This window comes from Saltatorellus ferox (genome assembly GCA_007751475.1).
Classification (GTDB): domain Bacteria; phylum Planctomycetota; class UBA1135; order UBA1135.
Genome location: CP036434.1, coordinates 2352441 through 2376491 on the forward strand (window position 1 = coordinate 2352441; position 24051 = coordinate 2376491).

Here is a 24051-nt window from a genome sequence, read left to right on the forward strand (position 1 = left end):
CCCGACGGATGCCTCACCGAGGGGCTCGGACGCCGAATTTCGCCCGGTAGGTCTCAATCCGAGCCATATCCGAAGCGTCGAGTCGGTGGGCGGAGTCGCCCTCGGGCCGCAGTCGTTCGATGATCTGCTCGACGTTGACGATCGCCTGGGTCGGCATCCCGAACTCCAGTCCCACCTCCTCCAGGGCGCTCCGGTGTTCGTCGCGGCCTCGCTCCATCCGGTCGACGCTGACGATCAGCCCCGCGAGCCGAACGTCGGCAGCCGCCTTCAGGATCGGTACGGTCTCACGGATCGAGGTTCCCGCGGTGGTCACATCCTCGACGATGAGCACGCGGTCGCCGTCCCGGAGCGGATGGCCCACGAGAACTCCGCCCTCGCCGTGACCCTTCGCCTCCTTGCGATTGAAGCAGAACGGCACGTCGAGGCCGTGATCGCGGAAGAGGGCCTCGGCGATGGAGACGGCCAGCGGGATTCCCTTGTAGGCCGGCCCGAAGAGGACGTCGTACTGTCCGTGGAAGCGCTCTTCGAGGGCGCTGGCGTAGTACGCGCCGAGCGCAGACATCTGACCGCCCGTCGTGTAGCGGCCCGTGTTGACGAAGTACGGAGTCGGCCTTCCGGACTTCGTGACGAAGTCGCCGAAGGTCAAGACGCCGGATTCGCACATGAAGTCGATGAACTCACCCGTGTTGGCTGACATGGGAAGGAGGCTACCACGCCGGTCGGTTCTTCGACTATCTGGGGTTCACCCGCGCGCCGCTCATCCGGTAGATCCTGCGGCGTTGCGCTCCGGTCTCGGTTTCGCGCATCTCCGGGTTCAGGAACTCCCAGATCACGTTTCCGGCGACATCGATCTCGTAGGCGCGCCCCTCCTCGGACTCGGTGACGAGAACGTTGCCGCCAGCGAGCCGCTCTGCGAACCCGCGAACGCGGCTCCAGAGAGGCCGTCCCGCGGGGCCGCGCCACTCCCAGAGAATGGCCCGGTCGTCGACGTCGATCTCGATCACCCTGGACCAGCCCCGGTGCGTGCCGTTGTCGAAGACCATGAGGCGGTGCCCGCCGCTCGGCCCGGCGAGGATCGAGGGCGCGTGCGGCCAGTCGAGGAGTGCTGGGCCCAGTGACCACTCCAGGCCTCCGCCCGGAACGCTCACGCCTGCGATGAGGCTCACGTTCCGGAGGCAAACGACCATCGTCATGCCCGAGCCAGCCTCCTCCTCCGCAGCGGTAGAGCGAGCGAAATCGATTCCGTTCAGGTGGAAGTAGTCGTACGTCGCTTCCGTCCTCCCGGATGCTTCGCTCGCGTGCGCCGCTGGCTTCGACAGCGGATGCGGATCGCCGCCGACCGCGCGTTCCAGCGCCTCCCGGTGCTCCCAGGTCGACCAGCTCGGCCAGGCGGGGTCCTCGGTGAAGCGCCCGGTCGCCTCCTCCAGGTAAGCGACCTCGTCGAAGCGAACCCTCCGGCCGCGGAAGTCGTAGGCGTGGTGCAGCGCCACCGCGAACAGCCGGCCGCCGGGCTCGTCGCCGGGTCGCGGCGCGACCGTGATCTCATGGTGGCACGGCGCGGCCACCTGCCAGACCACCGTTCCATCGGGCTCCAGAAGCGTCACGCCTTCATCCACGGAGAGCGTCACGAATCGACCCCCCTCCAGGGAGCGAGCGAACTCGACCTGCCCGTGATCCGGCACATGAAGTGTCCGATGGCTGCGCCCGCCTGGGCTCATCACATGGATCTTGCTCCGGTCGTCGGCCCAGACCCGGTCGGCGGGTGCGCACCGTTTGGGGTCCCACCGCACGACCCCGCTTGCGAGGGACGTCTCCGCTGCCTCCACGTCGTTCCAGCCCCCGTAGCCGAGCGCGCGAAGCTCGTCAGGAACCCCGATCGTTTGGGCGGCTCGCCGGCCCAGCTTCGCCCCCTCTGGCGATGCATCTCCCGGCTCTCGGGAGGAAGGGGGTGCAGGGTCGCCGCCGCACCCCGAAGAGCAGGCGAGCGCCACCGCGATCGAAATCGCAGCGGCACTCACCTGGATCGGCTTCCGGACCGGAAGCCCTGGGTTCAGCCTCAGCCCGTCCCGCAATCCCGGGAGGGCGGCGCCGAGCTGGACGCGGGCACGTTGACGGCGTGTCGGCGGCTCGACGGCACGCCGAGCTTGGCCGCCGAGACCTGCTTCTTGACCTTCTTCGAACCGCACTCCGGACACTCGATGGTCTCCGACCCGAGCACGAGTTCTTCGAAGGCCTTCGAGCATGACGCGCAGAGGAAGTCGAAGGTCGGCATCAGAAGTTGCGCATGAACTGCGGAGCGCCTGCGGCCAGGACCGCGGGAAGGAGGATGAAGGTTCCGTACTCCGTCATGAAGCCCGTCAGGATCGCCGTCTGGACCACGATCGAACCGTCGGAAGTCTGGCGCGTGATGAGGTCGTCGCCCTGGAGCTCCGAGTACCCCACGGTGTCCTGGATGCCGTCCTGGAAGACATGGTACACCGGCATGACCGGGCCCGGGTCGCGCATCGCATCCATGCGCGAGCGAACGCCGTTGCTGACGCTGGAGAACATCATCGAGGTGAGGCCGTAGCCCTCGCGCGCGAAGTGCTCGCCATCCATGAAGCTCACGCCGGACTTGGTGCCGTCGGCGACGATCCGCGCGACGCTCGGTTTCGTGGCGAGCGACGGGCCGCTTCCCGCGATCTGATCCATGGCTCCCATGGCTGCCTGGGGCGTCGCGGCGATGACCAGCCAGTTTTCACCCATCGCCATGGTGGGCTCGAAGGGGATCGGAAGGCCCGGGAACATCACGGTGGTGTACTCATCGTCGCCGCGGGTCCAGGAGCGAATGTTGACGTAGCCGTCGGTCTCACCGGCAGCGATGCCGTTCAGGACCTCTTCGAGCTGCTCCTTCGTCTCGAGCAGCGCCTCGCTGTCGCGCAGCGAGAAGAAGAGGACCGTCGAGCTGATCCCGCCGCCGCCGGTCGACTCGGAAGCGTACATCCCGTAGGTGTCGCCGAGCGCGCCGAAGAGGCCGCTCCGCAGGTCGATGCCGATCAGCCCCTTGACGGTTTCCGCGATGTCGGCGCTGTCGCCCATCTGCTCCTTCATGTACTCGCCCGCCAGCGCGTTGATCGCGTCGAAGACGGCTTCCATGTCCATGCGCTGGACGCTCGCCCAGGTCGCATCGGCAGGAACGGGAGCGAGGTGAGCGGCGGTCAGCCCGCCTTCCGGGAGAATGCCCGCCGCCTTCATCCGACCACCGATGCCGGTCAGGATCGACGCCGTCTGGCTGGTCGTCCCGTCACCGCTCGACGCGACCTCGATGACCGCGTTGTCGAGACCCATCCGCGAGAGGACGTCGAACACCACCATCGCCTCGTAGGGCGCGCCGGAGTCCATCATCATTCCCTGGACGAAGCGCAGGTAGCCGCCGACGTTCATCTCCATTTCGAACGAGGGCTGCTCGCTCCCCAGCATCTGAGCGGCGCGGGTGTGTCCCATCGGCGCGAGTTCCGCGCCCATGTTCACCTGCAGCGCCGAGCCTTCGCGCTGGATCATCTCCATCGGGAAGGGCGCCTGCATGCGCTGGAGGAGTCCCTTCAGGGCGCCCTCGTACCGGGCCGCCGCCTCGTCACTGGCCTCGTCGACCGCCACGCTCATCAGGAAAGGCATCTGGCCGCGCTGCGGCGGAGCGCCGAGGGCCGAGATCGCGAACCGCTTCTGGGCGGTCAGGAGGCGGAGCCAGACCGGGATGGAGTCCGCTTCGAAGGCGGGCTGGAGTTCGCGGGGGAGGTCGCGACCGAGTTCGGACGGGAGTTCCGCCAGGCGCTCATCGAGCCATCCGAGGGCGCGGACGAGCGCCGCGTCCTTGGGGTGAACGGGACCCTTCGTGAGGTCGCCCATGCCCATGGTCATCAGCGGGATCGGTCCGGGCTGGGAAGCGGGCTCCTGACCTGCCTGGGGTGCGGAAGCCTCCACCGGGGTGGCGGCGCCTTCCTGGGAGGGCGATGTGGTCGCCAGCGGGCCGAGATTCGCAGCGGAACAAAGAGGGGCGGCTAGCAGGGCGAGGAGAGCAGGGTGAGTCATGGTGTCTGGGGAGTCGGCGTGGGGGACGTGGGTGACCGGTCGTAGGGGCCCGGTGGTAGTGGACCTGTGGTAAAGGCCCGGTTCAGGATGTTTCTGTCGAGGAGAGGCGGGCACGCGGCGAAATGGCCCAGGGAAGAGAATTTTCTTCCGGGAGGTGACACGGTCCCGCGCGTCGGCGGGGAGCCTGGTGCGCGCCCCGAGTTGCGCTGCTACGCTTCTCGGGGGCCATTGTTCATTGTCGTCGCAGAAAGTTCTGTACCCAATCCCTTTCCGAAACTGGCTGCGGGCGAATCCCACGTGGGCCTCGTCTTGGCCTGCACGAACCTCTCCGCAGGACACTTGAATTCTTCGAACTTTCCCGTGAGCGACTCGGATGCCACCAGCGCCCTCGCCGAGGAAGCCTCGCATGAGTCAGGACCCCAGGAGCTTCCCGAGACCATTCGACGGGACCTCCCCCGGCTCGCTCCGGCGGCGCTCGAGGCGTTCTTCGACCACTACTTCGGGCGGGTCTACGGCTTCATACGCCGTCTCGTGCGGGAGGAGCATCTGGCCGAGGACCTCACCCAGGACGTCTTTCTCCATGTCCAGCGTTCGCTCCCTGGCTATGACCCGACGCGCCCCCTTTCGCCCTGGGTTTACACCATCGCGACGAACAAGGTCCGCGACCTCTGGCGCAGTCGGCGACACCAGGAAGAGCGCCACATGCAGAGCCTCGACGCCGACGAGGACGGCTCGCCGCACCTGCCTTCCCAGGGCGATCGGCCCTCGGATGCCCTCGAAGCGAACGAGGTCCGTGACGAGGTTCGCGCCGCGATCGAGGCCCTTCCCGAGATGCTTCGAGCCACCTTCGTCCTGCGCTTCTACGAGGGGCTTTCCTTCGAGGAAATCGGGCGGATGGTGGACCGGAACGAGCCCGCCGTTCGCAAGCGGTACTCGCGGGCGCTCGCCGAGCTTCGCGAGGCATTGTCGGGTCTCGACCAGTCAAGAGGGCGCCCGTGATTCACTCCACCAGGGACCGCGGCCATCACCCGGTCGAGCTGATTTCAGACGATTTTGGTCAAAGAGTCTTTCACAGGGGCCCTGTGACTCCGAAGGAGCAGACGAGTTGAAGCCATCACCAGATCCCCGGAAGTCCCGCGAGGAGCCAGAGCCCCGGCGGGACGCGACAGGCCCGGAGGCCCCGGCAGCAGATTCGGAGGCCCCGGCACGTTCGGATACATGGCCGGAGAGCACCGGAACCGACGCAGAAATCGCGGACTCGGAAGAGGCGTTGCTGGACGCCATGGGTCGCCAGCCAGCTGGATCGGGCCCGATCGAGTTCACCCGTGGTGGCCGAGCTTCCGCAGAGTTCCAGGCGCGCGTGCGCGCTCGGTTCCTCGGTGGCGCGGACGCGAAGCTGGAGGACTGGACACCCGAGTCGCCGCGTGCGGAATTTCGCGCGCGGCTCAAGGACTCGTTCCTCGCGGTCGAGCCGACACCCGTCGTGGTGCGGCGTGCTCCCCGGGTCGTTCACACGCGGCCCACGCGAACGCGCTGGGCGGCGGCCGGGGTCTTCCTCGCAGCGGCTGCGGCGGTTCTCCTCTTCCTTCGGCGGGGCCCCGAGCCCATAGAGACCGTCACGGGAGACGAGCGGGCCGTCGATGCGCGCAGCGTGGCCGCCGCCGAATCGCCAGGCTGGTCGCTCGACGCCTCGTCGGGCGACGAAGCCACGCTCCTCGCGTCCGTTCTCGTGGACGGCCAAGCGGTGGCATCGCTGGCCGATTTCGTGGCGCGCATGGCCAGCGCTCAGCGCGTCGAGAGCCTCGATCGAGCGATTCGAATCCGCCACGAAGACAGCTTCGTTCTCGAGCTGGCCGCCGACTCGGTCGTTCGAATGGACGGCTGGACGGATGCGCCCAAGGCGGGGCAGGCGCAGGTCCTGTACCTCGACCTCGGAGGCGTACGGGTCGCCACCGGTCCAGGGTTCGATGCCGCATCGCCCCTCGTCGTCGAGACGGCGCACGTCCGCGCCGAGGTGATGGGGACGATCTTTGGCGTGGATGTCGGGAGCGACTACAGCTGCGTCTGTTGCCTCGAGGGCTCGGTGCGGACCACCGCCCTGCACGGAGAGCACCCCTCTATCACGATCGGGTCCGAGCGAACGCGCGTCGTTCTCCAGGACGAGCAGGGGCTTCCGATGGAGGCTCCGCTCGTGGAGGGGCATCGCGATCCGCTGGAGCGTCTCGTCGGCTATTGGGCCTGATCCCCGATCAGGATGACGTCGGCGCGAGGCCCGATGCCGCCATCCCGGCCTGCGGGAACGGCCTTCCGCGCAGTCGATAGCGCTGGCGCTCCAGCTTCCGAAGCTCCGCCCGTCGCGCTTCCTCGATGGAACGGAGCCATCGCATCCAGCTGGAGAGTGGCCGTCCGTTGTCGGAGCGAGCGTCCGCGTAGGCGTGGAGGAACTCCTTGAGGAAGCGCTCCGAGAGGCCCGGTTCGAAGTCGGCCAGCCAGGTACCCAGATCGGTCTTGAGCCGACGCAGGGAACCATTGCGCCACGCCGTGGCACCGCCCGCCCAGGAATCGATGAACCACAGGTCTCGGCCTGGGACCCTTCTGGCGTCTTCGGTCGGAGCCGCGGGCTTCACCAGGACGTTGCGTGGGTAGAGGTCCGCGTGAAGAAAGTGGAGCGCGTGCATCCGTCCCAGCTCGCCACCAAGCTCCTGACAGAGGTGTAATCTGCGCACGCTCGACGCCTCCTCCCAGGCCCTGTCGAACGGCGTGGCGCCAGAAATCTCGGAAGAGATGAAGAGCTGAGCATGCGGGCGCTTCCACCTCCGCGGTCCGATCCCCCTGCGGACGGTCACGGCGGCGAGGGGTTCGGGGGCCTGGAACAGTCGTTCTCGAAGCCACGCCGCGGCTCGGAATTCTGCGAGGGCCGGCGATGACGCGCCTAGTAAAATGCCTCGGAGCTGATGGCGTCGCGCTCCTTTCGTCGAGAAGGGCCCGCCCTTCAAGAACACGCTGAATGGGCCGATTCGACGCCGTTCTCCGCTGATCCGCCCATCGAGTGACAGGCAGAGGGAGAGAACTTCCTCCTCGAAGTCCCGCAGCCGCGCGCTCGTCAAGACGCTCACGTCGAGCCGCTCGGATGTCTGTCTCTCGTTGGAGTTCATTTCCTTGTCCGAGGGGCTCCCAGCGGACGCTCCGGAGCCCACGCCTGGAAACTAGCGAGGTTGCCCCTTCCTTTGACGCAAGAAGGCGCTAAGTTTGTGGCGAGAGAGGTAGCGCGCGCGTCGGACCGAATGGCGAGCAGGCGTCGCGCTGCGCTCCGATCCTCCCTTAGAAAGGGTTCCGGTCACTCGGGTTTCTTGGCAGGCGACCCGTCTCTCCCGATCGGTTCCCAGCCCCCAGCTTTCGCTTCCCGCGAGGCTGGGGGTTTTTTTTGTTATCAGCTTTCTCCCTGAAGCGCGGGAGGGTGGATGGCTCAACTTCGCATCAGAGCCGGCTGGCGAGCGAATGGGGGAGGGCAGCGCGCGTCTCGATGCGGTACGCCGTAGAATCCTGGCCGCATGGATTGGCTCGACTTGAAGGAAGCAACGGCGCCCTCGGCGCTCTCCGGGGCGCCGAACGCCGACGCAGTGGCGGAATCCCAGCTCCTCGAGGGGCTCAACGACGCCCAGCGTGAGGCGGTGCTCGCGGGCAGCGGGCCGCTCTTGATCGTCGCTGGTCCCGGATCGGGCAAGACCCGGGTCGTCACGACCCGAATCGCGCACCTCGTGACCCAGCGTGGCATCGCGCCCTGGGAGATCCTGGCGATCACGTTCACGAACAAGGCGGCCAAGGAAATGCGCGAGCGGGTCGACCGGCTCATCCCGCCGCCCGAGGCGGAGCAGGGGCGGGGCGGCGGGTCCTGGATCGGGACCTTCCACTCGATGTGCGCGCGCATCCTGCGCCGCGAGATCGACGTGCTCGAGGGCTACACCCGGGACTTCTCCATCCACGACACGGGCGATCGGAACAACCTGATCAAGACGATCGTGAAGGACCTCGGGTTCGACCCCAAGCAGTTCCGCGCTCCCCAGATCGGTAGCTGGATCTCCGCTCGCAAGAACCGGCGCGGCCGGGACGACGGCTTCGAACTCTCCGACGGCAGCATGGAGGAAGACGTCTTCCTCGCCGTCGAGAAGAAGTACCGCGAGCGCATGCGCCAGCAGAACGCCCTCGACTTCGACGACCTCCTGCTCAAGGTGCTCGAGATCTTCGATCATCACCACGGGGTCCGCGACGCCTACGCCAGGCGCTTCCGGCAGGTGCTCGTCGACGAGTACCAGGACACGAACCGCGTGCAGTACCGCCTGGTCAAGCACTTCGCGTCGTTCCACGGCAACCTGACCGTCTGCGGCGACCCCGATCAGTCGATCTACGCCTGGCGCGGCGCCGACATCCGGAACATCCTCGACTTCGAGGAGGACTATCCCGGAGCCCAGACCGTGCGGCTGGAGCAGAACTACCGCAGCACCGGCCGCATCCTCGAGGCGGCCAACGCCGTGATCTCCAACAACACGGCGCGCAAGGACAAGGACCTGTTCACCGACGGCGAGCAGGGCGAGCGAGTGGTCGTCATCGAGTGCGGCGACGAGAATGACGAGGCGCGGGAGATCGCGGCTCAGATTCGCTCGCACGTGGCGCGCGGCGGGAACTACGGCGACTGCGCCGTGCTCTACCGGGCGGGCTTCCTCCAGCGCGCGATCGAGGCGGCGCTGCGCTACGACGCCGTGCCCTACCAGGTCGTGGCCGGCCTCGAGTTCTACCAGCGCAAGGAGATCAAGGACCTCGTGGCGCTCCTGCGCCTGGCGCTGAACCCCGCCGACGACGTGGCCTTCGTGCGAGTGGTCAACACGCCTGCACGGGGCGTGGGGGACACGAGTCTCGCGCGGCTCGCGCACTTCGCGCAGGAGCGTGGCCTGTCGATGGCCAACGCGCTCGGCGAGGCCGACGCCCTGAACGAAATCCGCGGTCGCGCCAAGAAGGGGCTCGCGGAGTTCGCGGGGGCTCTGGAGGAGCTGGCGCTCGCGCGCGAACTCGACGCGGCGGTGGCCCTCGACGTCGTCCTGGAGTCGCTGGACGTCGATCGCTGGCTCGCGGAGATGGACGACGGCAGCGGAACGGCCGATCGCGCTGCGAACGTCGAGGAGTTCCGAGCCTTCGCGTCCGACTACGACGAGCGTAGCCCCGAGGGCAAGCTGCGCGGCTTTCTGGAGGAAGTGGCGCTCGTGTCCGATACGGACGCGTACGAGGGCGACGAGGACCGGGTCAAGCTGATGACGTTGCACGCCTGCAAGGGCCTGGAGTTTCGGTTCGTGGCGATCGCCGGCGTCGAGGACGAACTACTTCCCCACGAGCGCGCGGTGGACGAGGCCGCCGATCCCGACGTGGCGATCGAGGAGGAGCGACGCCTCTTCTACGTCGGCATCACGCGCGCGAAGGAGCGGCTCCTGGTGACCTACACGACGTACCGGAGCTTCTTTGGCGGCGGTCGGCCCGTGCTTCCCTCTCGGTACCTCCGCGAGCTGCCCGAGGCTGAGATCGAGGGCGTGGGGCCCGAGGAACGCGAGGAGGAAGCGCTCGGCGCGTTCGATCCTGCGAAGGGAGCCGGCGCGGGACTGGAAGTGGGGGCGATCGTCATGCACCCGCACTTCGGCCGAGGCAAGATCGAGCAGCTCACCGGCGCCGGTATCAACGCGCGGGCAACGGTCGACTTCGTCCGGGAAGGACGCAAGCAGCTCCTGCTCCAGTACGCATCCCTCGAGAGGCTCGACCGATGACGAGCAAGGAACTCAGCGCCGACCTGCGGACTGCTCTGGATGGCGTCCTCGAGAAAGCGGCCGACCGCGGCGAATGGGACGTGCTCCGCGCCCATGCGGAGATGCGCTTTGCAGCGGGTGAGCCAGCCAAGGAAGGTAAGGCAGCGGGTCCCGGGACGAAGACGCGCTTCGGCATGATCGGTGACTCACCGGCAATGCGCGCACTCTACGACCTCCTGGCCAAGGTGGCTCCGTCGAGCGTCCCGGTGCTCATCCAGGGCGAAACCGGCACGGGCAAGGAACTCGTCGCCAAGGCGCTGCACGCGAACAGTCCGAGGGCGAAGAAGCGGCTTCTCGCCGAGAATTGCGCCGCGGTGCCAGAGAACCTCCTGGAGAGCGAACTCTTCGGTCACAAGAAGGGGGCCTTCACCGGTGCGGTCGAGGATCGCGCCGGGCACTTCGTTGCAGCCGACGGCGGCACCGTCTTCCTCGACGAGATCGGCGACATGCCGCTGACGATGCAGTCGAAGCTCCTGCGGGTGCTCCAGGATGGCGAGGTTCGCCCGGTCGGATCCAACGTCTCGAAGAAGGTGGACGTGCGCGTGGTGGCCGCGACCCACAAGGACCTGCCCCAGGCGGTCAAGGCGGGCACCTTCCGCGAGGATCTCCTGTTCCGACTGAACGTCATCACGCTCTACCTGCCGCCGCTGCGGGAGCGCGAAGGGGACATCCGGATGCTCGCCCAGGGGCTCCTGCCCGGGATTTGCGCCGAGGTCGGGCGTGAGGCCACGCTGACCGAGGGAGCGCTCGAAGCGCTGGAGGCGTGGAGCTGGCCGGGTAACGTGCGCGAGCTGGAGAACGAGCTGCGGCGAGCTGTCGCTCTATCGGACGGAACAATTCGCGCGGTGGATCTGTCCCCGAGGCTGACGGCCGCGGTATAGGAGGGCATGCGCTCTCCTACTTCCCGAAGGTCGACGCTCTTCCTCGCTCTCGTGGTCTCGGTCCTGGCATGGCCTGCCGAGGCGAACGCACGCACGTTCCAAAGAACGGCCCCGGTGGAGTCGGACGAAGAACCAGAAACGGACGCCAAGCTCGAAGCCGTTCGTGGACTCGCCGAGCAGATGGTCAGGGTGCCGTCGAATGAGCGGAGGACCGAGCTCCTCGAGCAGATCATCGAGGAGGCCCGTGGGCACACGGCCTCGGCCGAAGTCCTTCGCGGGGCGATCCTGGAACTCTGGGAAAGGAGCAACCGCCGCCTGCGCGCCAGGTCCAGCCTCAGGCCTTTCGACAAGCTCCTCAAGGCACGCAAGCAGCTGGACGAACTGCGAAAGTCGACGATCGCGTTGATTCGTAACGAGGTCCTCTACCCTTACCCATGCAAGGCCCCCGACGCGACTCCGGAGGCCATCCAGCGATTCCAAAGAGCCCAGGCCACGATCGATGGCGCCGTCGAAAAGATGCGCTCCATCTGGCACAAGAGCCCCGAGGTGAAGGTCCCGAGTGCGCTGCAAGAGCCACTGGCCCTGGCGCTGTGGACGAAGCGGGCCAATCGTCGAATCGATCAGGAGCTGGCGGTGAAGGCCCATCTGCCGCGCCCGGACCTGCCGCCCTGGGTCTACGGCCTTCCGCTGAAGGGTGAGATTCCAGGTGACACCGTTTCACTCGCCACGTTCGGGAGTTCGCTCGACGAAGCGCGGGCGCTCGCCCTGGGCCGTGCGATCCTCGAGCTGAACGGCCGCCACCTGGAGGAGGCGCTGGGGGCTGCCGAGGGCCGCTTCGAAAAGGTGCGCATCGGCCATGAATTTGATCAGGTGCGGATCACGAACGACTATCGCCAGCTGTTCGGCCTCCAGGTGCTCGCCTGGGATGCGCGGCTCTTCGCGGCCACGAGGCAGCACGCTGACTACATCTGGGAATCCGGGCAGTTCGGCCACCATCAGCCCAGCGTGGAGTTCGGGACGTTCACGGCGCGAGCCCGGCGCGCCGGATACCCCGCGATGGTGTACGAGAACTGTCACCAGGGCTCGAATGACCCCTTCGACGTCCTCGTGGCCCTGACCCATTCCAGCGAGCATCACCGGACGATCCTGCTGGAAACGGCGGGCGAGATGGCGACCGCGAGGTCAGGACTTGCCTGGGTCCAGAATTACGGGCTCGACACAGGGTTCCGGTCCGCGATTCAATGGGAGGCATGGCGAGACTGATCCTCGAAGAAGGCGGCGAAATACGTCGGTTCAAACTTTCCCAGGGCAAGCTGACGTTCGGCAGCGGCGACAAGGCGACCCTGACGCTCGCGTCGGAAGACGTGGCTGCGCTGCATGGCCAGATCGAGATGGGGGACGACGGCGCGGTTCTGCGCGTCGCCAAGGGCGTGATGCCCCCGAAAATCGGTGGCCGCCCCGTCCAGGGAGCCCACGTTTTCAAGGAAGGGGAGGTCGTGTCCATCGGCAGCTCCAGGCTCAGCGTGGAGTACGACGAAGGGGAAGGGCCGGCGGGTGCCGCTGGCGCGGTGGCGGCTCGTCCCACCGGGCGAACGGGAGCACGGGCGACCGGACGGACTGGCGCGGCACGCTCGGGCGGGCAGGTCGAACGCAAGCGCCCGAAGGCCCAGCGCTCCGGGATCCCCGGCTGGCTCACGGCGGTGCTGGTGCTGGCCGTCATCGGGGGCCTCGGCTACGCGATCCTCGGCAAGACGGCGGACTCGATGGGCAACAACTTCGACTTCGACGTTCGTTTCTCCCAGTACGAGCGCGTCAAGGACGAGGACCCCGGTGCGGCGCGCAAGCAGCTCATCGAAATCCAGAAGCAGGAGCTGACGCCGGCCCAGGAAGCCAAGGTCGAAAACGAGTTCCTGCTCCTCGGGGATCGACTCGCGTCCCTCGACGACGCGGCCCGCAACGCCGAGGCATCGAACTACCTCAAGATGCGGATCTTCGACTACGCGGAGAAGTTCGACGTCAACGAGGATCGCTCCTACGCACGGCTCTTCGTGAAGCGGGCCGAGAAGTTCATGAAGGACTACCCGACCCACCCGGACCTCGCCCGGGTCGAGCGACTCATGCGCCGGGCGAAGATCGCCGCGGTGGAGAGTGAGCCCGCGGTCTTCCGGGACCTGGAGGTCGAGGTCAAGGGATTCACGGGCGCCAAGCCCATGGACTTCCCGACGGCGTTCGCGGCGATCGACAGGTTCATCGCCGAGACGAACGACACCGAGGCGATCGCCCAGGCGGAGCAGCTGCGGGCGGAGACGCGGCAGGCGGAACTCGAGTTCTTCGAAGCTCAGCTGGACCTCGCCGCGATCGTCTACGACCGCTCGAAGTACCCGGACAAGTTCGATCCGAGCCGGGCCGTCGCCGACATGATCGTCATCATCACGTCGGTGGAGAACCCCGAGTTCAAGGCGGACGCCGCCCGGCGGATCACCGGCATCACCGAGATCGACGCCTCGTTCCTGCGCGGCTACAAGCGGCAGCGCCCCGATACCTGGGACGAGATGATGAAGGTCCCGGCGCTCCTCGAGTTCGCGAAGGCGAACGGACTGGAGGAGTAGCGAGCCGCCTTGTTCCTGCCTCTCCGAGATGCCCCCAATCCCGGCGGGGTGCCGCTGATCAACTACCTGCTGATCGGCCTCAACGTCCTGGTCTATCTGGCGGTGACGCTGCCGACCTCGGCCGTCGTCCCCGACGTGCTGGATCCGGCGGTCCAGGAGTACGTGCGCTTCCTGAGCGAGCACGTCGGCAGGAACCTGCACCCGGCGGAGGCGCTGGCGGGGGTCAGCGCCTACGACATCCTCATCTACGAGTGGGGCTACCGCCCGGCCCATGGATCGATCCAGACGATGTTCACGTCGCTGTTCCTGCACGGGGGGCTCATGCACCTCGCCGGGAACATGCTGTTCCTCTGGATCTACGGGGACAACGTCGAGCATCGGCTCGGCAAAGTCCGCTACCTCATCGCGTACCTCCTGACAGGCGTCGCCGCGACGCTCTTCTACTCGGCGTTCGAGATGGATTCGAACGTTCCTCTCGTGGGAGCGTCGGGCGCGATCTCGGGCGTGCTCGGGTTCTACTTCCTCTTCTTTCCGCGCAACACCGTCCGGGTCTTCCTGGTGCTGTTCCCGTTCTTCGTGGACGTCGTCACGATCCCCGCGCGCATCGTGCTCGGGGTGTACCTCGTGGTCGACAATCTGTTCCCGGCGCTCTTCGCGAGCGGCGGCGGCGTGGCCCATGGCGCGCACATCGGCGGGTTCATCGCGGGCCTCGGCGCGGCGTGGCTCATCGATCGAAGGGAGCTGACCTCGACCCCGCGCGAGTACCGCGAGACGCCTGTCCATCCTGGACCGGGCTTCCCCGGTCGACCCAGGTCCGCTGCGAGGCCGACCGAGAATGCCTCGGTGGCCATCTCCCAGCTGATCCGGCAGGGCCAGATGGCGGACGCAGCGAAGGTGTACTTCACGAGCACCGAAGGCGCCGGTCCGGAGCCTGTGCCTGCGGACGCGCTGGTGCTCGGGCGCTGGCTCGCCGAGAACGGCCATCCGACCGCAGCGCTCACGGTGTTCCGGCGGGTCCTCAAGCTCGTGCCGAAGGGACCCCAGGCCGCCTGGGCCCACATCGGTGCGGGCCTCGTGCAGCTGGAGGATCTCGACCGGCCCACGGCCGCGTACCAGCACTTCCTCGACGCCATCGACCTCGAGCCGAGCGGCGAGCCCGCCCGGATCGCCCGCGCCGGGATCGCGCAGATCGACGCGCAAGGCTCCGCTTGAGCACGCAGCGTGATGCCGCAGGCGTCGTGGCTGGCGACCGCACGGCCGAGGCCGGCTCGGGTTCCAGTCCGGGTTCCAGTCCGGGTTCCAGTCCGGGCCCGAGCCTGGCCCGGCTGACCTTCGGGCTGGGTACGAGCTGGCTGGCCGTCTCCAGCTCCGCCGTCGTGATCGTGCTCGCGGCGCCCGTGCCGCCGATCTCCATCGCGGCCATGCGCGTCGCCATCTCTGGCCTCGTCTGGTGGAGTCTCTCCCTCAGGCGCCCGGCACCCGGCGCCTCGACGCCGGCCCGCGCGGCCGCGCTGGCTCCGTCCGCCTGGCCGTGGGGGAAGATCGCCCTCTCCGGACTTCTCCTGGGGCTGCATTTCGGGCTCTGGATCGGGAGCCTCACCCTGACCTCGGTGCCCCATGCGGCCGTGCTCGTGGGCGTTCAGCCGCTCTTCGCGGGGATCTTCGGCCGCTTCCTGGGCGACCGCGCGACCTGGCGCCTGCCTGCGGGCGTGGCCGTCGCGCTCTTCGGCACGCACCTGATGACGAGCGCCGAGGCGGTGGGCGTCACGCTGATCGGGGATGCGCTCGCCGTTCTTGCGGCGGCCTGTTCCGCGGCGTACCTGACGGTCAATCGAAGCATCGGGCGCCAGGTCCCGCTTCCGAAGCTCCTCGCGCTCGTGAACGGCTTCGCCGCGCTGAGTCTGGGCGTCGGCGTGCTTCTCTTCGGCGGGCAGGCCTTCTGGCACGTGGACGCGGGCTGGCGCGAGGTCCTCGCGATTTTCTGGCTCGGCCTCGGCCCGGGTCTGATCGGTCACGGCCTCATGAACTGGGCCGCGCGCGCCGTGCCGGTTCACGTCGTTTCGATGGTGATCCTCCTGGAGCCGATCGGCGCGGCGCTGCTCGCCTGGTTCGTGCTTCACCAGGGCGTGACGCCCCTGGAGATCGGCGGCGCGCTCCTGCTACTCGCTGGCGCCGCTCTCACCCTCGAGCGCTCCGAGTGACTGCAGCGTCCAGTAGCGCCGGTACAGCTCGGACGCTTCGATGAGCTCGGAGTGGGTGCCCGAGGCGGTGACCGCGCCACCGTCGAGCACGTAGATCCGGTCGGCTCGCCTCGCGGTCGCCAGTCGGTGGGCGATGACGATCGTCGTCCTGCCGTCGAAGAGCCGCTGAAGCGCCTCCTGCACGAGCGCCTCCGAGTCCGGATCGAGGGAACTCGTCGCCTCGTCGAGGAGCAGGATCGTCGGGTCTTCCAGGAACGCGCGCGCGATGGCGAGGCGCTGGCGCTGACCCCCTGAGAGGCGCATGCCGCGCTCGCCGACCTCGGTCTCGATGCCCTCGGCGAGCGCGCGCACGAAGTCGAGGGCTCCGGCCGCCTTCAGGGCGTCTTCGACCTCGGAGTCCGACGCGTCGGGTCGGCCGAGTCGCAGGTTGTCGGCGACCGTGCCGCTGAAGAGGAAGACCTCCTGGGGCACGAGGCCCATCGCCCGGCGCAGGTCCTCGATGCGGATCGTGCGAAGCTCGCGTCCGTCGACGCGGACCTCACCGCTCGTGGGGTCGTAGAAGCGCAGCAGTAGCGAGAGGAGCGTGCTCTTACCCGAACCGCTGGGCCCGACGAGCGCGATCATCGAACCCGGTTCGACCTCGATGCTGACGCCGTCGAGCGCCCGCGCCCCCTCTTCGTATTCGAAGACGACGGAGTCGATGGAGATCGCGCCGCTCGTCGCAGTGAACGGCTCGGCGCCCTCGGGGTCGACGACGCTCGACTTCGTGTCGAGGAGCTCGAAGAGCCTCGCGCTGGCGCCCTTCAGCCGCTTGTAGCCCGCGTAGAGGCTGCCTAGCTGGCCGACCGTCATCGCGATCGAGAACGTGTAGAGCAGGAAGGACGTCAGCTCGCCCGCGGTCAGCTTCTTGTCCAGCATCAGCTCGCCTCCGTAGCCGAGCACCAGCGCGAACGACGTGAAGCCTGCGAACGTCATGACGCCCGCGAACGCCGACTGGAGCCGGGCGTTGCGGACCTGGACGCCGAGCAGGTCGGCGAGGCGATCGCCGTAGCGCTGGAGGGTCCGCGGCTCGGCGCCCGAAGCTTGCACGGTGCGAATACCCGCGAGCGACTCCTCGGCCAGTGATGACGTGTCGGCGGTCGCGTCGCGCTCCTTCTTCGAGAGCTTCTCCAGTCGGATCCCGACGACCAGAGCGATGATCACGACGGGCGGTACGATCAAGAGCGCGACGAGGGTCAGGCGCGTCTGCAGGACGAACAGGACGATGAGCGTGCCGACGAAGCGCAGGAGCGCCTGGATGCCGGAGGGAATTTGCTCGGTGATCGAGGCCTGGACGACGGTGAGGTCCGATCCGAGGCGGGAGAGCAGCTCGCCCACGCGGCGCTGGTCGAAGAAGCCGGGCGAGAGGCCTACCAGTCTTTCGAAGAGGCTCCGGCGCAGATCGCGCAGCAGCCGGGCGCCCGCGAGACCGAGCAGATAGAACTCGATGAAGCCGAGGAAGCCCATCAGGGCGAAGAGCCCGATGAGGAAGGCCACGACCGAGCGGAGTTCGGAGCGCGTGGCCGACTCCAGCGCAGTGTCGACGACGTCGCCCGCGAGCTTCGGCACGGCGAGACCGATGAGGCTCATGACCAGCATCAGCCCGGTCGCCGTCAGGATCAGCGTGAGGTGGGGGCGCGCGAGGCCGTAGAGGCGGCCGAAGGAAACCGTGGCTTCCTCCGTGGAGGGTGGGGGAGGAGACTCTTCGCTCATGGGGGCCCAGAGACTGCCAGGGAGAGTGGCCGGGCGGTGGCACTCATCACCGCTTTCCTGATGCTCCAGTTTTGGGGGCGTTGGACCGATATTGAGGGAGACCGATGTCGAACGATTTTCCGCCCTACGAGCTGACGAACCCGTCGGCGGCCCATGAGGTCCAGGAGGCCGCACCGCCCTCGGACGCGCCCGTGTCCGTCTACAGCGGTCTCGTCTTCGCGACGACGGGCCAGATGGCGTGCTACGAGCTGAACGCTCCGCTGGATCAGGTCGCCCTGACGCCTGCGGTGGCCCTGCGCATCGCGGCGGTCCTGCGCGAGACGCTGCAGTACGGGGATCTCCGGGAGCGGGACCACGCGGTCCAGGTCTGGAGCGCGAGCGAGGCTGCGGCGATGCCGCACGGGCGTGTCCTCGTCTCCGAGTCCTGCATCCAGTTCGGGATCGAGCCCCTCGGCGCGGGCGCGCTCGTCACGGTGCAGTGGGCCTACGTGCCCGGGCTCATCCTCGCGCTGGAGAACGCCGCGAACTGGCTCATCAGCCAGCGGTGAGGCCCTGCGCGGGGCTTCGATCAGCCCTCGTTCCAGCGCCGCTGATGCCACGCCCATTGCTCGGGTGAGTCCATGATCCAGCGCTCGAACGTCCGGTTCTGGCGCTCCAGGAGGTCGAGCGCGGCGGTCTGGCGATCGAGGGTTCTGTCCAGCGCGAGCGGTTCGTCCACGCTGAGTCGGTAGCTTCCTCCGGAGTCCTCGCGCACGCAGCGAATCGGCACCAGCGGAGCTCGATGGAGTCGAGCGATGCCAGCGGCCGCGGTCACCGTGCGAGCAGGAATGCCGAAGAACGGGACGTCGACGCCGTCGATCCGGCGCACGTGCAGGTCGGTGAGCAGGCCGAGGACGCCGCCTTCCTGGAGCACGCGGAGCGGCGCTCTCGCCGACGCATCCTGCGGCAGCGTTTCGACGCCGTACGCGCGGCGCATGTCGACGAGCCACCGGTGGCTGGAGTCGCGCTCTCGCACCCGGCCGACCACGGCCCCGCGCGCGCCGCGGCGGCTGAGCCGGGCGCACAGGAGTTCCCAGTTCCCGATGTGCGCCGTGATGACGATCGCGCCGCGTCCCTCGCTCAGCACGCGGTCCAGGCGCTCGATCGAGGGGTCGATCTCGACGAGCTCGTCCACCCAGCCGCCGCGCGTGGATCCGGGAGCGGCGCCGCGGGCGAGCTGGATCCAGTGGGCCGCTTGCTCGGCCGTGAAGTCGGCGACCTGGCGCGTGAACATCCGCCGGTTCCCCAGGCGCTCGGCCAGGGCCGGGTCGCGCCGGCGAATCTCGGGGAGCGCGCGCGCGACGTTCTGCGTCACGACGTCGCCATAGCGCGCGGCGAAGCCGGCTCGGCTCAGGGGGACGAGCCCCGCGCCCAGGGCAGCGCGGGGCACCCATCCCGCCGTGCCGACGAGCGCACGCAGAGCCCGGGCCCGAAGCCTGCGACGTAGCGGCTCGTCCCGGCTCAAGGTCGTCCTCCCTCGGACGGACTTTCACGAACTTCGACGAGCCTCGTGAACGGGCTGATGCGCGCGATTCCGTCCGGACCGGCGAAGAACCGCTCGCCTCCCTCGCGAAGGGGCTCCACGGTGAGTCCGCGGTCTCTGAGCTGCTGACGCACGATCCTGACGGCTTCCGGGGAAGGGGGGCTCGTGGCCGCGGGCATATCGAACTGGACCCTGAACGGAGCCGTGAGGGAGAGCGAACGGGGTTCGCCGCAGGGCAATCGATGGAGCTTCGTTCGTACGAGCGTATCCCAGATGGCGTGGATGTGGGATTCGGGGCCGGACTCCAGCCGCGTCATCCAGCCCCGCGGCGCGGTCGGACCTCGCTCTCGAACGTGAACGGCGCGGCCGGGGCCGGGGCCGGGGCCGCCATGGATGGCTCGCACCTCGGTCGCCGAGCTGTCTCGCCGCCAGACGGCCACCCGCTCACGCATCTCACGGACGCGAAAGAGCGTGGCGTCCGCCTCGATCCGTCGACTCCATTCCGCGTCGGCTCGCACGCCTCGCCAGGCGAGGGCCACACGGCGCCGAAAGGTCCTCGGCGTCAGTTCGCGCATGCGGCTCAGCGCCTTCTCGATCGAGGCCTCGACGCGGGCGCCGCTGGCGCCGACGCGGCTGCGGGCCACGTCGATGATCCAGAGCTTGCCGTCGGCGTCCATGAGGACATTTCCCGGATGGGGGTCGGCGTGAACGAATCCTGCGGCTTCGACGAGGAGGAGCAGTGCGCCGAGCTGTTCGGCCAGCCGGTGAACGGGTTCCTGCAGGGCGCCAGAGGCCTCCATCGGACGCGCGAAGAGGTCCTCGAGCACGTCGCTCAGCGGCCTGGCGTCTCGGATCGCTTCCATCGTCAGTTCCCAGCTCCCTCGGGCAGAGCGCTCGACGGCCGTGGGCCTGGGCACGGGAAGCCCGGCCTTCCGCGCGTGGGCGAGGGCGCTCCGTTCGCTGCTGGCTCGACGCCAATCGCCGGGAGCGCCGATCCATGCGACGCCACCGAGACCTTGGCCATGGAACTCCTTCGTGACGCGCGGCCCTCCGGGGCCTTCGCTTTGGAGGTAGACGGTGCGCTTGACGCCGGTCTTCAAGACCGTTTCGGAGGAGTCGTGTCGAGGGGCCGGCATCCCCCGAATTTTACTCGGGAATGGGAAGGGATGAGGGGCGAGATCCTGGGCCCTCACCTCGCTACACTGCTCGGCCATCCTGAGGGGAGTGCCCCAGCTGCAGACGCCAGCTGCCTCGACGCTCCATGCTGCCAGCGGCGACTTGAAGATCCATCTCTACATCCTGCGCCAGCTGCTGGTGGCCTTCGTGTTCGCGATCGCGGCGCTGCTCTTCATTGCGCTGCCGGGGATCGCCGTCAACACGGTTCACAAGCTGCCGAACGTCGACGCGGGGATTCTCCTGCGCTTCCTGCCGCTCATCCTGCAGTCGCTGGCGCCGTACGTGCTGCCGCTCTGCTTCATGCTCAGCACGGTGGCGGTCTTCGGTCGGCTCGCCGCCGACAACGAGTGGGTCGCCATTCACATGGCGGGCATCCACCCGCTCAAAACGCTCTTCATGCCGTTCGTTCTGGCGACGGCCCTGGGAGGTGCGACGTACTGGATGGTCTCCAACGAGCTTCCTCAGCTCAAGAAGCGCCAGACGCAGTTCATGGTCGAGGCCACGGCCTCGGTGATCAAGAACCTGCAGCCGGGGAAGACGAGCCTCCAGATCGGCGACTTCATGCTGATGGCGGAGTTTCGGGATTCCCGAACCGGCATCTTCGAGGGCGTCTACCTGAGGATCCCCGAGACGGGCGATGAAGGAGAGGGGCAGTGGGATGTCTTCGCGAGGCTCGTGGATATCCAGATCGAAGAGCGGAAAGGCGCGAAGTTCCTCCTCATCGACATGGAGGACATCCAGGTCTACGACCCGGAAACAGGAGACTTCAAGCAGCGGGACAAGTTCCAGAGCACGGTCAACATCGGGGAGAGGATCGACAAGAAGAAGAATCGGACGTACACGCGGGCGAAGTACCTCGTTTCCTCCGAGGTCCGGGAGAGGATCGCGAGCGGAGAATTGGATCCGAAACAGGAGCGCGAGTACCGGTTCATGCTCCACTATCGCATGTCGATGTTCGCGATCTTCTACCTCTTCCTCGGGCTCGGTGCTGCGACGGGTCTCCTGATGCGTAGGGGAACTCAGCTCGGTGCGCTGGCCGTCGCAGCGGGCTACGGCATCGTGTACTACGTGTTCAGCATGCGCCTTGGACAGCAGATTGGCCTCGGCGGCACCTTTCCGCCCGGCGTCGGAGCATGGGCCGCCACCGTGCTTGGCGGTGGCGTGGCGATGATTCTCTTGAAGAAGGCGATGCGCCGATGAGCGAGGACAGTTCCGAGAGCGACCCCGAGGCGAGCGGCGCAGCGAAGGCGCCGAAGCCTGCGCGGGACCCCGCGGCGACCACGACCTGGGTCCGCCCGCGTCGGCCGAAGTCGTCCGCGACCCGGGAGATGTCGGCTCGTGAGCTGGCAGCCCGCGCCGTGGAGGCGCGCAGGCCATCGATCCTCCGCCGCAGGCTGCCCTTCATGGGCCGGCTCGATCGATACGTGCTGAACCACTTCGTCCAGTCGTACCTGACCGCGATGCTGCTCATGACGGGGCTCTTCATGGTCATCGACATGGCGTCGAACCTGGACAACTACCTGGAGCCTTGGCCCGACGGTACGACCGTGCCGGCGTCGATCCTTCTGCGCTTCTACATCCTGAACCTGCCCTATCTGTTCCTGCAGGTCGCGCCGTTCGTGACGCTGATCGCCGGGATGTTCACGGTCTCGAAGCTTCTGAAGGCACGCGAGGTGACGGCGGTGCTGAGCGCCGGGGTGAGCGCGCGGCGCATGCTGCTCCCCGTGTTCTTCTCCGGGCTGATGCTCGCTCTGGGCATGTTTGCCCTGCGCGAGTTCGTGGGCATGGGAGTGGCGTCGGAGCGTGACTCCCTGCGCGATGTGCTGGAGGAGAAGCGCCTGGAGCCCGAGTACGAGAACCTCGCGGTGATCGAGGAGTCGGGGAGCGTCGTGATCCTCGACCGCTTCTACCCCAAGCCGGTGGACGGTAGCCCTCCGCGCGTGGAGGGTCTCGTGGCCATCCTCCGCACGGACGCTGACTACGGCGTGGCGAAGTACAACCGAATCGACGCGGAGACGGCCGTCTACGAGGACCGCCACTGGAACCTCACGGGCGGTCGCCGAACCAGGATCGACCCCGAGGATCAGTCGAACCTGCGCCGTCAGGACAAGGTGAATACCCTCGACGGCTACGAGTTCACGCCCGAACTCGCCATGACCTTCAAGCGCGCAAAGGACGCGCCGCTGGAGCTGACCTTCTCCGAAGTGCAGTCCTTGATGGAGCGGGATCCGGCGGATACGTCGTATCAGACGCTCTGGCACTACCACCTGACGTTCCCCCTGGCGAACGTCATCCTGCTGCTCGTCGGGATCCCGCTCATGTTCACCTACGAGCGGGGCCGCGGCTCCGAGCGGATGGCGATCGGCGGGTTGCTCTGCATCTTCTACTACGCCGCGGACTTCGTGTTCCGGACCCTCGGCATCAAGGGCCAGCTCTCGCCGCTCCTGTCCGCGTGGATTCCGGTCCTGATCTTCGGGGCGATCGGCGTGATGCTGTATGACTCCCTGAAGAGCTGACGGGTGGACCCGGCGAGAACGATGCCGCAGGAACGCTGCCACGGGATCGCTGCTAAGGGGAGGCTGCGACAAGCCGCCAGGACCCTCCAAACAGGGAAGAAATCAGCCCCGGATTCGTATGCTCGGCCTCCCCGGGCCACTTCCTGTTCCGATTCGGATAGCCATGACCACTGATCGATACGCACCATTTCAGCCTAAGTTCCTCGGCGGTAAAGCTTTGCGCCTGAAGCGCTCCGCCGCCATCGGCGCGGGGCTGGCGGCGCTCGCTCTGCTCCAGGGCTGCGCCTCAGGGCCGAGCGGCTTCCAGAAGCGTATCGACAAGATCGAGCGCCTGACGCGCGAGCGAGCCTACATCGAGGCCGCCGAGGCCAGCGTCGATCTGATCGAGGATACGCCCACCCGGTCCGCCCGCTACGAGACGGCGCTGGAGGCCCAGCGCGCCGTCTCGCTGGCGTCCCAGCTCGATCGCGCGCGCGACCTGACGCTCAAGGGAAAGGACGTCGACGCCCTGGACCTCCTGTCGAGGCTTCGCGCGGAGTACCCGAACACCAGCCAGGTCGTGGCCTGGCAGGAGCGGACGCGTCGCAAGCTCGCCGACAAGTGGTTCGGTGTCGCCCGCGAGGCGCTGGCGAACGAGACTTTCGATGCGGCCCGGGCGGCTTACCGGCGCGTCCTGGAGTACGATCCGAATCACCCGGTGGCGGGGCTGTCGCTGGAGGATTTGAAGCGACTCGAGCAGTACCGCGCGGAACTCGCGGACGATTACTACAACAGCGGAGTTCGCGGTGTGGTGGAGCAGCGCTTGAGCGAGGCCCGCACGAGCTTCGCCAAGGGCCTCAAGTACGACCAGGAGAACGTGAAGGCCAAGCGCCGCATCAGCGAGGTGGACCGTGAGCGGTCGATCGCGCGGGTCGCGTCGGCGGAGAAGCTCGTGAAGGAGAAGCACTACGCGGCGGCCGCCCAGGAGTACCAGACGGCGGCTCTCTTGAATCCCGAGTCCGAGGAGATCCAGCAGCAGGTGGAAGCCCTCGAGGCAGAAGCCCGCGCCTTCGAGCTCAAGAGCGAGGCCGAGTTCCAGGTGCTGCGCGGCGAGATCGACCGCGCGGAAGAGCTCCTGAAGGAGGGGGCCGCCATGACGAAGCTCCAGACGGCGGATTTCGAGAAGGCGATTGCCGGGATCGACGGAGCGCGGATCGAGAAGCGCTACCAGAGCGCCCTCGACCTGGAGCACGACTTCCGCTTCCCCGAGGCGATCGAAGCCTACAAGGGCCTCCTGGAGTCCCGTGACTTCTACAAGGACACCCGTGCTCGCATCGATGCGCTGGAGGGCTACGTGGCATCGGCGGAGCGCCTGTACGCAGAGGCAGCGGCCGCGACGAACGACGAGGCCAAGCTGGAACTGCTCCAGCAGATCGATCTCTTCTGGCCCGAGTACAAGGACGTGGCGGACAAGATCCGCGCGCTGAAGTAGACGCCCTGG

20 protein-coding genes are annotated in these 24051 nt (G+C 67.7%); 12 read left to right on the forward strand and 8 right to left on the reverse strand.

Features of this window, described 5'->3' with window-relative positions:
* Positions 1–13: 13 nt before the first annotated feature.
* The 4 genes from pyrE to Poly30_RS08380 all read right to left on the reverse strand — a co-directional run bounded on the left by pyrE (position 14) and on the right by Poly30_RS08380 (position 4068).
* Positions 14–697, reverse strand: coding sequence for an orotate phosphoribosyltransferase (gene pyrE, locus Poly30_RS08370; RefSeq protein WP_145196187.1), 684 nt, complete (start codon positions 695–697; stop codon positions 14–16).
* Between the two features lie 34 nt (positions 698–731).
* A complete protein-coding gene (locus tag Poly30_RS28250; RefSeq protein WP_419191123.1) occupies positions 732–1718 on the reverse strand; it encodes an arylsulfotransferase family protein in 987 nt (328 codons plus the stop codon).
* Positions 1719–2056: 338 nt separating this feature from the next.
* Positions 2057–2272, reverse strand: a complete 216-nt coding sequence (locus tag Poly30_RS08375) for an FmdB family zinc ribbon protein (protein ID WP_145196189.1) — start codon at positions 2270–2272, stop codon at positions 2057–2059.
* A complete protein-coding gene (locus Poly30_RS08380) occupies positions 2272–4068 on the reverse strand; it encodes a hypothetical protein (protein ID WP_145196191.1) in 1797 nt (598 codons plus the stop codon). The genes Poly30_RS08375 and Poly30_RS08380 overlap by 1 nt, the downstream gene beginning before the upstream one ends.
* A gap of 360 nt (positions 4069–4428) precedes the next feature.
* Between Poly30_RS08380 and Poly30_RS08385 the strand changes: the two genes are divergently transcribed.
* Together Poly30_RS08385 and Poly30_RS08390 are read left to right on the forward strand one after the other, a co-directional pair.
* Positions 4429–5067 carry an RNA polymerase sigma factor gene (locus tag Poly30_RS08385; protein ID WP_419191124.1) on the forward strand — a complete coding sequence of 213 codons (639 nt, stop codon included), beginning with the start codon at positions 4429–4431 and terminating at the stop codon, positions 5065–5067.
* 283 nt (positions 5068–5350) lie between these two features.
* A complete protein-coding gene (locus tag Poly30_RS08390; protein ID WP_145196195.1) occupies positions 5351–6310 on the forward strand; it encodes a FecR family protein in 960 nt (319 codons plus the stop codon).
* A 7-nt stretch (positions 6311–6317) separates the two neighbouring features.
* Here Poly30_RS08390 and Poly30_RS08395 read toward each other — a convergent pair whose 3' ends face one another.
* Positions 6318–7223: a lipopolysaccharide kinase InaA family protein gene (locus Poly30_RS08395; protein WP_145196197.1), complete on the reverse strand. Its 906-nt coding sequence runs from the start codon at positions 7221–7223 to the stop codon at positions 6318–6320.
* A 396-nt stretch (positions 7224–7619) separates the two neighbouring features.
* Here Poly30_RS08395 and Poly30_RS08400 point away from each other — a divergent pair, with 396 nt between their 5' ends.
* From Poly30_RS08400 to Poly30_RS08425, 6 genes are read left to right on the forward strand one after another with little or no spacing between them, the layout of a single operon-like run.
* On the forward strand, positions 7620–9875 hold the full coding sequence (locus tag Poly30_RS08400) for an ATP-dependent helicase (protein WP_145196199.1): 2256 nt from the start codon (positions 7620–7622) through the stop codon (positions 9873–9875).
* Positions 9872–10795, forward strand: a complete 924-nt coding sequence (locus Poly30_RS08405; RefSeq protein WP_145196201.1) for a sigma-54 interaction domain-containing protein — start codon at positions 9872–9874, stop codon at positions 10793–10795. Before Poly30_RS08400 ends, Poly30_RS08405 begins: the two co-directional genes overlap by 4 nt.
* Before the next feature lie 6 nt (positions 10796–10801).
* The gene (locus Poly30_RS08410) at positions 10802–12058 is read left to right on the forward strand and encodes a CAP domain-containing protein (RefSeq protein ID WP_145196203.1); all 1257 of its coding nucleotides are present in this window, start codon (positions 10802–10804) and stop codon (positions 12056–12058) included.
* Complete coding sequence (locus Poly30_RS08415) at positions 12046–13404, forward strand: FHA domain-containing protein (protein WP_145196205.1); 1359 nt, start codon at positions 12046–12048, stop codon at positions 13402–13404. Before Poly30_RS08410 ends, Poly30_RS08415 begins: the two co-directional genes overlap by 13 nt.
* 9 nt (positions 13405–13413) lie before the next feature.
* On the forward strand, positions 13414–14616 hold the full coding sequence (locus Poly30_RS08420) for a rhomboid family intramembrane serine protease (RefSeq protein ID WP_145196207.1): 1203 nt from the start codon (positions 13414–13416) through the stop codon (positions 14614–14616).
* Entirely contained in the window at positions 14613–15605 is a 993-nt protein-coding gene (locus Poly30_RS08425; protein ID WP_145196209.1) for a DMT family transporter, read from the forward strand. The genes Poly30_RS08420 and Poly30_RS08425 overlap by 4 nt, the downstream gene beginning before the upstream one ends.
* Here the strand turns inward: Poly30_RS08425 and Poly30_RS08430 are convergent.
* Positions 15564–17357, reverse strand: a complete 1794-nt coding sequence (locus tag Poly30_RS08430; protein ID WP_145196211.1) for an ABC transporter ATP-binding protein — start codon at positions 17355–17357, stop codon at positions 15564–15566. The two genes, Poly30_RS08425 and Poly30_RS08430, sit on opposite strands and share 42 nt — an antisense overlap.
* A gap of 104 nt (positions 17358–17461) precedes the next feature.
* On the opposite strand from Poly30_RS08430, the gene Poly30_RS08435 reads away from it, so the two are divergent.
* On the forward strand, positions 17462–17905 hold the full coding sequence (locus Poly30_RS08435; protein ID WP_145196213.1) for a hypothetical protein: 444 nt from the start codon (positions 17462–17464) through the stop codon (positions 17903–17905).
* Between the two features lie 20 nt (positions 17906–17925).
* Here the strand turns inward: Poly30_RS08435 and Poly30_RS08440 are convergent, their stop codons facing one another.
* Together Poly30_RS08440 and Poly30_RS08445 are read right to left on the reverse strand one after the other, a co-directional pair.
* Complete coding sequence (locus tag Poly30_RS08440; protein WP_145196215.1) at positions 17926–18861, reverse strand: lysophospholipid acyltransferase family protein; 936 nt, start codon at positions 18859–18861, stop codon at positions 17926–17928.
* Positions 18858–20015 (reverse strand): RIO1 family regulatory kinase/ATPase domain-containing protein, encoded by a 1158-nt coding sequence (locus tag Poly30_RS08445; protein ID WP_419191125.1) that lies wholly within the window; start codon positions 20013–20015, stop codon positions 18858–18860. Before Poly30_RS08445 ends, Poly30_RS08440 begins: the two co-directional genes overlap by 4 nt.
* 88 nt (positions 20016–20103) lie before the next feature.
* Here Poly30_RS08445 and Poly30_RS08450 point away from each other — a divergent pair, with 88 nt between their 5' ends.
* From Poly30_RS08450 to Poly30_RS08460, 3 genes are all read left to right on the forward strand, one after another.
* A complete protein-coding gene (locus Poly30_RS08450; protein WP_419191126.1) occupies positions 20104–21255 on the forward strand; it encodes an LptF/LptG family permease in 1152 nt (383 codons plus the stop codon).
* On the forward strand, positions 21252–22571 hold the full coding sequence (locus Poly30_RS08455; protein ID WP_145196221.1) for an LptF/LptG family permease: 1320 nt from the start codon (positions 21252–21254) through the stop codon (positions 22569–22571). The genes Poly30_RS08450 and Poly30_RS08455 overlap by 4 nt, the downstream gene beginning before the upstream one ends.
* Positions 22572–22734: 163 nt before the next feature.
* Complete coding sequence (locus Poly30_RS08460) at positions 22735–24042, forward strand: hypothetical protein (protein ID WP_145196223.1); 1308 nt, start codon at positions 22735–22737, stop codon at positions 24040–24042.
* Positions 24043–24051 lie beyond the last annotated feature (9 nt).

Coding starts and splice junctions, on each gene's coding strand:
- Poly30_RS08395 (WP_145196197.1), bottom strand. CDS start 7,223: ATGAACTCCAACGAGAGACAGACATCCGAGCGGCTCGACGTGAGCGTC.
- Poly30_RS08390 (WP_145196195.1), top strand. CDS start 5,351: ATGGGTCGCCAGCCAGCTGGATCGGGCCCGATCGAGTTCACCCGTGGT.
- Poly30_RS08380 (WP_145196191.1), bottom strand. CDS start 4,068: ATGACTCACCCTGCTCTCCTCGCCCTGCTAGCCGCCCCTCTTTGTTCC.
- Poly30_RS08445 (WP_419191125.1), bottom strand. CDS start 20,015: ATGCCGGCCCCTCGACACGACTCCTCCGAAACGGTCTTGAAGACCGGC.
- Poly30_RS08400 (WP_145196199.1), top strand. CDS start 7,620: ATGGATTGGCTCGACTTGAAGGAAGCAACGGCGCCCTCGGCGCTCTCC.
- Poly30_RS08435 (WP_145196213.1), top strand. CDS start 17,462: ATGTCGAACGATTTTCCGCCCTACGAGCTGACGAACCCGTCGGCGGCC.
- Poly30_RS08415 (WP_145196205.1), top strand. CDS start 12,046: ATGGCGAGACTGATCCTCGAAGAAGGCGGCGAAATACGTCGGTTCAAA.
- Poly30_RS08410 (WP_145196203.1), top strand. CDS start 10,802: ATGCGCTCTCCTACTTCCCGAAGGTCGACGCTCTTCCTCGCTCTCGTG.
- Poly30_RS08455 (WP_145196221.1), top strand. CDS start 21,252: ATGAGCGAGGACAGTTCCGAGAGCGACCCCGAGGCGAGCGGCGCAGCG.
- Poly30_RS08430 (WP_145196211.1), bottom strand. CDS start 17,357: ATGAGCGAAGAGTCTCCTCCCCCACCCTCCACGGAGGAAGCCACGGTT.
- Poly30_RS08375 (WP_145196189.1), bottom strand. CDS start 2,272: ATGCCGACCTTCGACTTCCTCTGCGCGTCATGCTCGAAGGCCTTCGAA.
- Poly30_RS28250 (WP_419191123.1), bottom strand. CDS start 1,718: ATGAGCCCAGGCGGGCGCAGCCATCGGACACTTCATGTGCCGGATCAC.
- pyrE (WP_145196187.1), bottom strand. CDS start 697: ATGTCAGCCAACACGGGTGAGTTCATCGACTTCATGTGCGAATCCGGC.
- Poly30_RS08405 (WP_145196201.1), top strand. CDS start 9,872: ATGACGAGCAAGGAACTCAGCGCCGACCTGCGGACTGCTCTGGATGGC.
- Poly30_RS08460 (WP_145196223.1), top strand. CDS start 22,735: ATGACCACTGATCGATACGCACCATTTCAGCCTAAGTTCCTCGGCGGT.